The following is a 12,707-nucleotide window of genomic DNA, read 5'->3' on the forward strand; positions in this document are numbered from 1 at the left end:
GGCAATCGTAAGACTAGCCGAGTCAAAAGCTCGACTAGCGGTGTCCAACGAAGCGTCAAAAAAGAAAGGTTAGTAGCTTAGGCTATTATCTTGGAAGCTCGATGCCTTTAGGCGCGAGTAGTTCACAGAACTAGACAACGAATTAGCCTAACAAGTCCAAAGCTTTAAGCCTCTCTCGTGCTATAAGGTATCTTGCACGAACGTCATCAATTTGCTGTTGAGTTAATTTATTACCGAAAGTACGAAGTCCACCATCCTTATCGTCATGATGAATTCCAAATGCGCACTTAAGGTACTCCATAAGTAGCGGTTGAGCATCCAAGTAAGAGATGGAATTCATAGCCTGAGAAATTTTGTTAGCCTCAGCCCATTCCCCTTTATTTACATACTCCTGCATCGTCACACTCGCTTTTGGAAAGATACAACCTACACCTGTGATCCCGCCACATGCTCCTGCTAGTCCGGCATGCACAGTGACAGTGTCTACACCTGCCAAAATTTTTGCATCTTTGTTTTCTAGCATTATCGTCTCAATGATTGAAACATCTGACGTCGATATTTTTAACGCAGTTACTTCAGGAAGCGCAGCAAGTTTTTTAAGAAGCTCGGTTGAGAGCGCATGGTAGCCAGCTGCATCTGGGTTGTTATAAGGCATAATTGTAATGCCAGCCTCTTTAGCGGCTGTTGCACAAAGCGCATAATATGCATACATATCTTCATCACTAGGTGCTTCTTTGGTTTTTGGTGGCATAACCATGACAGTATCTACGCCAACAGATGCAAGTTGCTTTACAATTTCAGCTATTTCTTCTTTCGTTTCTGCCGCAGCACCACTGATCAGTGGCACACCGTATTCTTTTGCAACATCAGAAAGAGCTTCAAGTAAAGAAAGACGCTGATCAACACTTAGATAACTATTTTCACCTAATGTGCCTGAGCCAACAAGCCCCCCCATTCTACTACCGCCTTTCCCTTGTACTTTTAAAATTTCTGCAGCGTATTTCTTTGTTGTATCAAAGTCTATTTCAAATGATCCAGATTCAGACTCTTTTAGCCATGTGAATACGGCCGGCATAACTGAAAAGCGCCAATCTGTGTTCGTTGTTTTCATCATATTTCCTGTGCTTAAAGGTAACTCCTATAAATATTAACACAAATAGAATATTGTATACAATATTCTATTTGTGTTAATTCTCTTGTAATTTGTGAAGCTTAAGCAGTGGTGATTAATTTATGCCATAGTGTGATTAGTCTGGTGAACTGAATTAAACAGTGCCAATTATTGGCACCATTTACCTTGCTTTTGAGCAATTAGTAATAAGTGTGCTGCGCTCCATGAAAAGTTAGGCGCTCCTTGTTGCTCACCATTAAGCGGATTATAATTCTCACGTATTGGCGCATTAGAAAGCAAACCATTGGCATGATTTAATAGCTTTTCACTTAATTGCTGAGCTTGTTTGCAATAACCGTAATGACTCATACCTACTAACCCAAAGTAAGCTTGATCAAGCCATACTCGTCCACGCCAATATATATCCGCACCGAAAGCCGGATTAGTCAGCGCAGCACTGCCAAGCGGAACGTAAGTATTAAACTCATTGTTATCAAGCATTGTTTTTACCACATCACTGGCCTGTTCCATACTCGCTACTTGATTAAACAACGGTGACCACCCTTCAGGACCTTTGCCTCTTTTTACTAAAGTCCTCCCAGCGCAACCATTCGCTAAGGGGGTATCTGCTATTTCAATGTCGTAGTAGAAGCCTGTATTTTTATCAAACATGCACCGATTGATATAATCCCTTAACTGAGCGGCTTGCCTTAAAAAGTAACTTGCTTGGTGCGGTAACTTAAGCTGCTTCGCTATTTTACTTAAATAACGGTTATCAGCAGCCATATAAGAGGCTTGATCCACAGATTCTTGCAATAATGAATACCCAACTAATGTACCTGTATCATTACGATTTTCTGCAAAACCAACGTGCCAGTCACCACGAATCCCGCCGTTTTTTATATAACGATTTAACTGTTGATTATTTATAAAACCAAACACAGCAGCATCATCACGACCAGATTCCCAAGATGCGGCTGTTTGTGCCGGAACTTTAATTTCTAAGGTTGCTTCATCGTTTAGGTAAGTCCTATAGTTTTTTAAGCCACTTCTTGTTCGCCAACCTGCCGAGGTTTTTACATTAAATAATAACTTGCCGTCACGAGTATTATGGGCTTTATCAACCGTGGCACCATACTCTGGCACACCGTTTTTATTATGATCACGATTGCGTAGCCACCATCCACGATAAGCAACTAGTTTAGGGTATATGTGCGCGAGCCACTGAGTATCGCCTGTATTTTCAAACACCTGCCACACAGCCCAAGCTGCCAAGCTTGGCTTAGTATTACGCTCATTCCAATTTGTGCCGTCCCCACCGCGTTTTGCACTAAAATTATAGGCCACTAAGTCAGGTATAAATCCAGCATCCCATGGCCTGACAGCATCGTTTGGCGTTATTTGATGCTCAAACACAGCATTCAAATTTTGTTTAGCAAGCTCTGGATTAAATGTTACCAGTGCATATGCCTGCTTGTAGCTATCCCAAGGCCAAGTTTGATTACCTGAAAACCAGCGACCGGTCACGGCAGGACTAACGGTATCAAAACCTACGGCACCAGCTTTACTGCGCCAATTTCCAATTAACGTTTCAACACTTTTTACCGCAAGTTTTTGTAAGGCTGGCTGCTTGTTACTAATTGGCTGTGTCGCTTTATTTATATACTCTTGCCAACGTAATTTACTACGTGATAAATAGTGTTCGGGTTGCTTTAAAATTTCATCAACAATCTCTCTTTCACGTACCACGTCTTGATTATTTAATAAATATGAATAGCTTGTGTAGAATGTGCGATTGTTTTTTATGTGCGTTGTGCTTGAGTAACTTAGGTCGTCATGACGTGTTTTAACCGCTAACGTTTTTTTAAGCAATAACTGTGAACTCCCCGAGGTGAGCAGGTGTCCATGCGCCCTTACTTTGCCAAAACTAATCGCAATACTATTGCTGGTGACTTGCCATCGGGGGGTTAATTTCGGATAAACCACAAATGGCGAACGCCCCGCTTTTTCGGTGCCATTGTTAGCACGTAAATGGTTTATAAGCTTTCCTGTGAAATGTAATGTAACAGGCTCAGTGGTTTTAATCTGTGTTTTAACTAATGAAGTGCGATTTGTCACAAAGCGCAAAGTAAGCGTTATGTTTACCCCATCACCGCTCAGCTCTTGCACTAACGCGCCGGGTTCGCTGTAAGCCCGCATTGCTAGCTTCACTTTATTGGCCTCATCGACTTTCATGCCTTTATAAACAGTCAGCTTTTCTAGATAAGGCGCTATAAAATTTAAATACTCCTCAGTAACAATAGCAGGCCCGGTGAACGCGCCGACGTTTTCATCTGTTGGTAGCAAATGTCCATGCCACGCGCCTAGATCAAAAAGAGGGCTAAAACGTTGGTGGCCACCTTGCTCAAAGTCCTGCATATAATATGGGCTTCCGGTTCTATCTATTAAGTTTTTATAATCAACCACATCACTAGCAGCAGCCTCACAATGACTGATTAAAAGCACGGTGATTAAAATAAACAGATTTTTAAAAATCATTTATTTAGCCCTTTTTGTATCGCGCTAATAAATAAAAACCAAATCCGGTAACTAGTGCAATGCCTGCAAATAATAGCCACATGATTTCGGGGGATTTTATCTCTTTGACTAGGTAACCATAACTCCACCCAGACAAAAATCCAGCAAATAAAAAGCCTAATGCCATAGATACAAAGTAATAACCCATAAACATAGCAGCACTGCCTTTTGGAGCTATGCTGGCTACATACTCTTGGCTTTTTGGAGAGGTGAGCATTTCACCAAAAGCAATTAATAATATAACCGTTACCACTACTAAACCTCCCAATTGGCTTAGTAATACCCCCGCGCTCATTAATAACAACACTAAAAAAGCACCTGCTGTGACAATTAAACCGCTTATTAGGACAGATATAACTTTAAAATGCTGGCATTTAACACTTACTATTATTTGTAACAGAACAATAGCTGCAAAATCTAAATTAATCAGGTATTCAGGGTTTACCTGTCGGTATTTAAGCCACTGCTGCGCCAATTGCATACTTTGCTCAGCCGAAAAGCTAGAAGCACTGGCTTGTTTAAAAAATAGCGCTATTTCAGCAACAGGAACATTAACTTTTAAGTGGACTAACTCTAGACGCACAGCCTCTAAATTTACCTCTTTGACTGGTGTTACACTATGAGTAGCAGCCAGTGTTTGCAGTTTGTTACTTAAAGCCTGAATATCAACATAAGCAAAAAAATCCACTGCTGATTGACTAAAGTAGCTCAAGATTGCAACTAAATCTTGAGTATCAATATAGTCACGTATAAACAGAGGTAGAGTATAAAAAAGTTGGTTATATACCGTCCAAAACCCCGTTAATATTGCTAAATATAGTGCAAAACTACGATTGCTAACCCTCACCGGTTGTAGATACCATTTAGACGCTTTTTGCACGCTTACGCACTTATCCCATAACCAGTTCGCAGCTAACCAAATCGTAATTAGCGAAAAAGCTTGAGTATATGTTAACCAGCTAACTCCCCCCGTCATTAAAATAATTACACTGGTAAACAGTAACAATGCGAAACGGCTGTTACCCAAAACATGTTGAGCTTGCTGTAAAACCGCTGCCGCCCCTATGCTGCTACGTAGTTTGCTGCTTGACTCACGGTAAAAGAGCAATGGAATAAAATTAACAACTATCCAAGATGCCGACATAATAAATACCGCATCCCAACTAATAGTCCGTAAATACCCAGCCACTAACGGGCCTATGAAGCCCCCCAAATTAACCATAGTGTAAAAAATACCAAAGCCTAAACCCCGGTTACTGTCGTTAGTGTTTTGACTTATAGTGCCAACTACAACAGGCTTAAAGCAGGATGCACCAAAAGCGACTAACATTAAAATCATAAAGAACGAATTAAAGTCTGTCACTTGACCCAAAAAGTAATAACTCGGCGCCATCACAATAAATGAGCATGTAAACATTTTTTTATAGCCATAGCGATCGGCAAAAGCCCCAGTGATCACAGGTAATAAGTATAAAAAAAACGGAATTATCCCCTGCACGGCGCCTCGCTCTGCATCACTAAATCCGACCCCCCCTTGCTCAATGGGTGTGGTCATATACACCGACGATACTGCAAAAAAGCCATACCAAGCTAAACGCTCAAAAATTTCCATGGTATTAGCCAAGTAGAAACCTAACCCAAAGCTACGCCAAGTTTGTTTATTTTTACCAGTTTCCTGCTGTGCTGCTGATTGTAATTGTTGGTTATTATTCATAGTTTACTTTTTCAATTAAACGCAGTATTTTATATTGCATACAATATACAAGCAAAGCAACTAAAATGACAAAAATTATATCTCTCACATTATTAACTTTACTACTCACTGCCTGTCAGCCCACGCCTAATACTAGTGCGAATAATAAACCTGATATCGGCAACATAAAAAGCGGCCCAAGTAAAATGCAAGCAAACATTACCGTCCAGGGCTATACCAGCACACTCAATAATATCGATATTGAGTTTTTAGGAAAAACAATTCCATATACATACAGCGATGGCAAAATAGGAAATAGTCGGGGCTACAACTGGTGGGTAAGTAAGCACTTTGCGCTAAAAAGTGATCTACCCAAAGAGAAGGTCACGCTATACTTAGAGCTACTTGAAATGGCATATCCACATTATGTTGCTTTATTTGGTATGGCTCCCCCAAATATTGAGCGCCAACGCATTGCAGTTGTTTATGGTAGTAGTCGCTCCCGTGTACGAGAAGCCATGCTTGATGATGGTTTTTTACGTGGAGTACATAAAACGGCCGGTGGTGAAACTATGTTTTATAACCGTGCCGGATATAATTTCCCCAGCCACCGTGAGCACCATCAGCGTTATATAGTTATTCACGAAACCATGCATGCTTTTCATATGGCATTAAACGGCCATTCAACGTGGGCACCTAATTGGATCACCGAAGGTTTAGCTGATTCGATTGCTCACCATGTTTATGATCCTAAGCAAAAACAACTCACCGTCATGGTATTTGATCGCGCCCCAATGAATTACATTGAAACCGGTTTAAAACAATATTACAGCGCAAATAAACCTACAATTGAAGAAATAAATGACGATCCAGCACTAAAACGTGGACTTAATTTTTTTATAATTCATTACCTTTTAAGCTCTCCTGAACGGGCACAGTACTTTGCTCACTTTATTGAAGAGCTCAGATTAGCGAACCCACACAGCGAAGCCACACTTTCAACAGCTAACTCACTGCTTAAGAGTACTTTTAAAAATTGGTCGGAAATAGAACAAGGTTTTGCTGATTTTGTAGAGAATATCCAGCCTAGCTTCCATATTGTATCGGGCCCTTGGGAGCAAGACGGTAACGCTTACTGGCTACGTAACACTCAATCGACGGCATTATCGCGGTTAGATATTACCCCCCCCTCAACGGCTAATCACCCAGTCATGGACTTTCCTGCTCCAAAGCCGAGTTCGCTCATTGATGTGGCAAATAAACACCAAGTGGCCGCGCTAATCGAGTTCGAAGCTGCTCAATTACATCGAGGAAAAATTGGCATAGCACTACAAGGAAAGCGTAACCAAAAAAACCAAAAATATCGCCGTACTTTTGTTGGTGAAGAGCAGGCAAGTGATGATCAATTGCTGATGCTGCTTATTGAAGATGGCAGTCACTTAATTATAAATGCACAAAGCTACGATAACTTTAAAGCAAAGCAAATAGCCCTGACACCTGAGATAAAAAGTGCATTAATCGCAGATAAGAAACTTGCAATAAACCTAACGCTCGAGCAAGCACAATTAAGCATTAACTTACACGCTCAACGTGGTAGTAAGAAAGTAACCCAACAATTTTCTATTCCCCTGAATAAGCAAATGATTGCAACACTTAACAGCGAAAAGATCAGCTTGTTAGGTCAAAATAACAATCATAAAATCACCCCTTACTTATTTAATCCTACCCCTTCTCGCTTGTTGCCTATCACAGCAGAGAATGCGCTTACAAACCCTTGGCTTTTTAAAAATTATGATCTACTAAACCGAGTTTTTAAAACCTGCCAGCAACACGAGGGGTTTATACCACAATGCGATCTTGAGTTGAGTAATATTTTAGCAAAATTACCCTCTATAGAGCTGCACGATGAAGCCAGTTCTGAACTAGAGGCCTTAGAAAGTCAATATATAGCCACATTAAATAATGCTGGTTTTAGTACACTTTCCGGGGTTAAATCTGATATTTATTATCACCAACAGAAGCCTTTTTTAAGAGTTGTCAATCCAACTGATTCCCCTTTAGAAATTACTGCACAAGTGACACTCACAAATAGTGCTAATAAGCCAAGCAAAACTCATAAGCTAAAACGCAGCTTGAGCTCAGGAACACATAATATCTCACTGCCAACAGAAATAAATGCTGATAAGGTTACTATTGCGCAAACTCTCAAATGGAAGTCGTTAACGCACCAATCTACGCTCTCAAAGCGAGTAACCCCGTTTAATGGCGTTGAGTTTAATGTAATTAAAACGAAAGAGCATGAAGACTATTGGTTAGTAGAGCTTAATTTATCTGGGCCTTATTCTGGAGATACAATTGGTGACATTATTCTAACCTCGACATCATTCGAGCAAGCCACTCCCGCAAAATCTCAACAGAAAAGTGTTGATTTAGCACCTTATGAACAAAAAACATACACCTTCAAAGTAACAAAAACTGACAAACCACAACAGATTTCTGTAAAGGCCATTTTAAATGTTGATGGTGAGCCTATTCGCCTTATTCAAGAGCTTACTTTGTCCTAAGCTTAACAATAGGACGACGCCACTTTCGCAAGAAAGTGGCTTTAAGCTTCTCTTTAGATAACCATTATTTAGTCCAGCGTTAACTGAGTTGCTTCCTTTCTCTTCATACTCAGCCATCTATGCCCTAATTTAATTACCTTTCAATGCACTCATCAATATTGAAGTTGTCTGCTTTATCGACACTTTTGCAACGTAAGTACAATTGAATGTTTATTTATCAACTTTACATCCAAGTAGTTCAATTTATAGTTAGTTTAAAACACCAGAAAAAAGATAAAGGGGGTTTTGACTTTGAATAAATGAACCTTTGCATTTGTTTCTTTATAAAAAAAGAGCCACCAGAAAACTGATGACTCCATTATATAAAGTACGTGAGATCACGCTTTAAGTTTATATATTAACTAAGGACACCCTTGACTGTTAAAGTCGACGACTAAGCTTGCACCAGTGCTATTACCTGCTACTTTTAGGTAGCCCCAGTATTCACTCTGGCCTGAAATATAAATACACTCTCCATTTCCGCTATTATTTGACTCAGCCACTTCATTGTTACCATTTGGCCAACCACTTGCAGCGTAGCTTAGACTTAAATCACCACTACCATTAGCGGTGGTGATGGCAATACCATTTTGGCCTTGAACATCTGCAATGCTAAACCACATAGGATCGCTATTACCTAGACAAATTACTTCGCCATCATTTAAGCGGCCACTGCTTCGGCTGCCTTGACTAGCACACACATCTGGCACGTTAGAAGTCACTTGGGTAAATGATGCTGTTAACTGAACGTTATCAAATGCATTATAACCTCTAACCATCACATGGTATCGGCCTACTTGTGCAGGATTAATAGTACACGACTCTTCGTTACCACCAATGTAAGGGCGACAATCATATATAGCTTCACTCGGTGCTACTTCAAAACTTACATATAAATCCGCATCACCTGTACCACCAGTTAAATTAAACATAAGGTCGCTGGCGCCTGAAGGAACATCAAAAGTGAAATATAAAAATTCATCTTGAGCGCCACTGATGTTAATTGGCTGGCTATTCAATAGCACACCATCATCAACACTACTGTCAGCTTCGATAGTTGCTACTGTAGTGACAGTTTGGCTTGCACCTTCATTATCAACCACAGTTAATGTTATGGTGTATTCTCCTGCACTTGTGTAACTATGAGTAGGATTTGCCAGATTTGAACTGCTACCATCGCCAAAGTTCCATTGATAACTAGCGATACTACCATCGCTATCATTACTACCATTACTCGTGAAGCTTATACTGTTATTTTGCATGCCAGAATATGGGCCATTAATTTGTGCTATTGGTGGGGTATTAGTGCTCGTACCTGCAACTAAGTCATCGCACCACTGTACAAATTCATTCTCATAATTATTGGCCCACTCTACAGTTTTTGATTTATAGGCACTCCAATTACCAGTGCGGGTATGAGCCAACATAGCATCAAGTTCGTTGTTGTGACGTTCAAACATAAAGCGAACAGCTAAGTAACCCCAGCGATAAATTCGATCTTGATCAAATCCATCATAGGTGGTGTCAAAAATTTGCGCTAGTGTATAGCGCGAGCCATCACTAATAGTGGCTTTTGCAGCATCGTTGTTATTTAAATTAGCAACATACTCTGCAACCCCCTCTGACCACCAGACAATATCTTCTGTGGGTGCGTTAAAGTCACCATATAAGTCGAAACGGCCATCTAAATAGTGAACATACTCGTGCTCTAAGTTCCATACATAGTGCTCTGCATTGGCATAACTTGCTTCATAAGCTATAAAATTAGCTTGGTTGCCAGCTACAGTTGGGTCACCTTCTAAATACATACCACCATTGTTAGTATTTATACCAAAGATAGCACCTGCGTACTTGCTATAATCGTCACTACTGTCAAATATATTTACTTGTAAAAAGTTATTGTTGTCATCAGCAACAGGGGTGTTATTTGTGGCTAGCTTATTATGAAAAAGCCCTTCTTCAGCGCCCATAGCATCACATGCTGCTGCATGTTGAATAGCCGTCATATTTTGCGAGCGAATTTTTATAGTACTACTACAGCTATAATTTTGTGACAACACTTGTTGAGTTAGTTCATCAACAAAGCCACAAATACCGTAGTCATTACAATCTGCGTAATAACTTACAGAATCAGCTGCTGCAAGCCATACTGCATCACCATAACCAAAACTGTTATAGGTGCTAAAAATAGCTTTCAAACCAGTATCAACACTTTCTTGTATTGGCGTGCCTGAATATTGTTTTAAACGAGCTAGTTCACTGGCAGCGTTAACAATCAAGTATTGTGCATCTGAGTCTATCATCCACTGCTTTTGAGTAAATGCGCTTAGCTTAGCAACTAAGTCAGTATCAGTGCCGATAGCGGTTACAAATGCATCATTCCACTGGCCACGATAAAGTAGCGTGAAAATACCATTAACAGCACTGCGCATATTCCATTTTGCAGCATAACTCTCATTGAAGCGCGTTAACCACTGCTTTACTACGTTTAAGTAACGATGCTGCTGCTCAGCACTATCCATAGTTATGATAACTTCAGCAAGTGTTTTACCGTGTCCATCATTATCATCATAAAAGTGGCTATTGTTTACAAATGCATCTATAGCATCAACTACTGCAGGTTGTACCCAAGAGCTAAAATTCACGTCAGCATTATAAAACTCAACATAAAAACCCGCACGCAAATATAAAAACAGCGCTTCTAAATCAACATCTCCACCACCAGCATAAGTCTGTGAGAGTGACTTAGCATGATTTGCAACGGCATACATGTTATCTGAACTATAAACCTGACTCTGAATAGAAGATGGCGCACTAAAAAGTTCATTAATACAACTAGTACCTTGGCTTTTAAGTTCAGTGATAATTGTACTAGTGCTTGCACTTGCCATCGCAGCTAAATCACAACTGACAACGGCGGCTTGGCTGCGCATCATAAATTGATTAAGTTGTTGCGGCTGCTTTTGCAACTCAGCTATAGGGGCTTTTTCATTATGTTGGTGATCTACACCGTGATGATGTGTGCGCTCAATTTCTGCATTTTTTGGTGTAAACAAGCGCTCTTGCAGGTTAGCTGATTGAGCTAAAGAGCTTGCTCCAAGTATAGGTAGCGCCAGAATTAATGTTTTAATTTTCATAATTTACCTTTGATAATTATTGTTTTCTCTATCCAACCCGGAAAGAGAAACACTTTTGTAACATATAATTATCATTGTATACAATATATTTTATATTTAAATAACGATGTAAGTAGATCCTGTTGATGGTTTGACGAAAGAAATAAGGTCTGAAGTTAATCTATATTTCAACTAAGAAAACAAAGTCATTAAATATTTAGAATGAGAAGTATGGCTAGAAAGGACAAAGCTGTAGATATGCGTAAATGTAAATACACCCTAAACTAAAGATAAACTTGTATAATGTAAAAGTAACGAAATTAACAGCTCTTAAAATTAAAATAGTTTTCAGTTGGCCACACTCAGGTCATCATTTGTTTAGATGTTAGTTTTTACTATCTAGAAAAGGTAAGGGAGCAAATAGCGCTCTCGGAATGGTCAAGCCTGCAACTTAACCTCAGGATAGCAACGATTTTCATCTTTAATAATCAACCCTTGCCAACTTTCATATGCTGGGCCGCCTTGATCTCCTCCACCAGTTACAGCGATTACTTTACTGGGCAAAATAAATGACAACCCAAACAATATGGCGAATTTGTTCATGCAAAAATCCTTTAGTTTCTTCAATAACCCTCACAAATTTGGGGGTTATACGGATCTTAAATACTGTCCTGCTGGTTAATCAAATTTAAGTTTTTTTAAAAATGCGCGTTTTTAAACATCCTGTATCGTTACTTTTGAAATTCAAATTTGGAGAAATGCATGAAAACTTTAAAACGTCACCTATTAATCGCGATCACTGTACTAACAGTTTCAGCATGTTCTAGTAACGGTATTCATGAAAAAATTGAACAGATAGAAGTTGCTCACCAAAAGCAAGTTGATAAAAAAACCGAGAAAATGGACCAACTCATTAATAGTATTCCAGATTGGTACTTAGATGTACCACAATCTGACTCAACAGGTGTATTTGGCGTTGGATTCGGTTCATCAAACAAACCTCCTTTTGCATTAAAAGCAGCCGAGCTCAGAGCTAAATTTGATGTAGCAAAGAGCTTTAAACAGCTTATCTCTGGCCAAGAGCGTTCATATGAAAACCAGACTCTAGATTCAAACCTTGAGACTCAAATTAATATGCTTATTGATTCAATTGTCGAAGAAGTTAGTGTTGCCGGTGCGCAGAGAGTAAAGCGTGAATTGTATAATGTTGATGGAGTAGCAAATGCATATGTTCTTGTAAAAATGCCTTATGAAGAATATAACCGAGCAATACAGTCTTTGCGTGCTAAAACAGTAGAAGAGAAAGTGTCTGTTGCATTCGATGAACTTGAAAAGCGACTGCAGAATAGAAAGAGCGATGAACAAAAAGCAATTCAAGCCACTCACCAGCGTGATGTTGAGCTTAAAGAGCTTGAGATCAAAAAAGAGGTAGAGCTACGAAAAGCTGAGCAACCTCAAAGTGAACTACCCAGCGACATCACTTCGCTCTGATCACTGGGCTTCTACAGTCTAGCTTAACGGCTAGGCTGCTTCTTTTTTCTCAGATCCAAAATCCAACTTCGATAATTCGAAGACTTTCGTTTTAACGGATTGTTTCTCCTGAGATA

At 39.7% G+C, this 12,707-nt stretch carries 7 protein-coding genes; 2 read left to right on the forward strand and 5 right to left on the reverse strand.

The window, feature by feature from the left end; all coding sequences use genetic code 11:
- Window positions 1–142: 142 nt before the first annotated feature.
- The 3 genes from L1264_RS20590 to L1264_RS20600 all read right to left on the reverse strand — a co-directional run bounded on the left by L1264_RS20590 (window position 143) and on the right by L1264_RS20600 (window position 5,402).
- Complete coding sequence (locus tag L1264_RS20590; RefSeq protein WP_036973847.1) at window positions 143–1,111, reverse strand: dihydrodipicolinate synthase family protein; 969 nt, start codon at window positions 1,109–1,111, stop codon at window positions 143–145.
- A 168-nt stretch (window positions 1,112–1,279) separates the two neighbouring features.
- Window positions 1,280–3,649, reverse strand: coding sequence for an alpha-glucosidase (gene ygjK, locus L1264_RS20595; RefSeq protein ID WP_199530077.1), 2,370 nt, complete (start codon window positions 3,647–3,649; stop codon window positions 1,280–1,282).
- Between the two features lie 4 nt (window positions 3,650–3,653).
- Window positions 3,654–5,402, reverse strand: coding sequence for an MFS transporter (locus tag L1264_RS20600; RefSeq protein WP_235404517.1), 1,749 nt, complete (start codon window positions 5,400–5,402; stop codon window positions 3,654–3,656).
- A 65-nt stretch (window positions 5,403–5,467) separates the two neighbouring features.
- On the opposite strand from L1264_RS20600, the gene L1264_RS20605 reads away from it, so the two are divergent.
- On the forward strand, window positions 5,468–7,945 hold the full coding sequence (locus tag L1264_RS20605) for a hypothetical protein (RefSeq protein ID WP_235404519.1): 2,478 nt from the start codon (window positions 5,468–5,470) through the stop codon (window positions 7,943–7,945).
- A 401-nt stretch (window positions 7,946–8,346) separates the two neighbouring features.
- Here L1264_RS20605 and L1264_RS20610 read toward each other — a convergent pair whose 3' ends face one another.
- Window positions 8,347–11,121 (reverse strand): collagenase, encoded by a 2,775-nt coding sequence (locus L1264_RS20610; protein WP_235404521.1) that lies wholly within the window; start codon window positions 11,119–11,121, stop codon window positions 8,347–8,349.
- Window positions 11,122–11,538: 417 nt separating this feature from the next.
- Window positions 11,539–11,703, reverse strand: a complete 165-nt coding sequence (locus L1264_RS20615; protein WP_155950875.1) for a hypothetical protein — start codon at window positions 11,701–11,703, stop codon at window positions 11,539–11,541.
- Window positions 11,704–11,862: 159 nt separating this feature from the next.
- Between L1264_RS20615 and L1264_RS20620 the strand changes: the two genes are divergently transcribed.
- Entirely contained in the window at window positions 11,863–12,591 is a 729-nt protein-coding gene (locus tag L1264_RS20620) for a hypothetical protein (RefSeq protein WP_235404523.1), read from the forward strand.
- Window positions 12,592–12,707: the final 116 nt, after the last annotated feature.

It is taken from the genome of Pseudoalteromonas sp. APAL1 (genome assembly GCF_021532475.1).
GTDB classification, from domain to species: domain Bacteria; phylum Pseudomonadota; class Gammaproteobacteria; order Enterobacterales; family Alteromonadaceae; genus Pseudoalteromonas; species Pseudoalteromonas lipolytica_C.

Coding starts and splice junctions, on each gene's coding strand:
- L1264_RS20590 (WP_036973847.1), bottom strand. CDS start 1,111: ATGAAAACAACGAACACAGATTGGCGCTTTTCAGTTATGCCGGCCGTA.
- L1264_RS20620 (WP_235404523.1), top strand. CDS start 11,863: ATGAAAACTTTAAAACGTCACCTATTAATCGCGATCACTGTACTAACA.
- L1264_RS20610 (WP_235404521.1), bottom strand. CDS start 11,121: ATGAAAATTAAAACATTAATTCTGGCGCTACCTATACTTGGAGCAAGC.
- L1264_RS20615 (WP_155950875.1), bottom strand. CDS start 11,703: ATGAACAAATTCGCCATATTGTTTGGGTTGTCATTTATTTTGCCCAGT.
- ygjK (WP_199530077.1), bottom strand. CDS start 3,649: ATGATTTTTAAAAATCTGTTTATTTTAATCACCGTGCTTTTAATCAGT.
- L1264_RS20605 (WP_235404519.1), top strand. CDS start 5,468: ATGACAAAAATTATATCTCTCACATTATTAACTTTACTACTCACTGCC.
- L1264_RS20600 (WP_235404517.1), bottom strand. CDS start 5,402: ATGAATAATAACCAACAATTACAATCAGCAGCACAGCAGGAAACTGGT.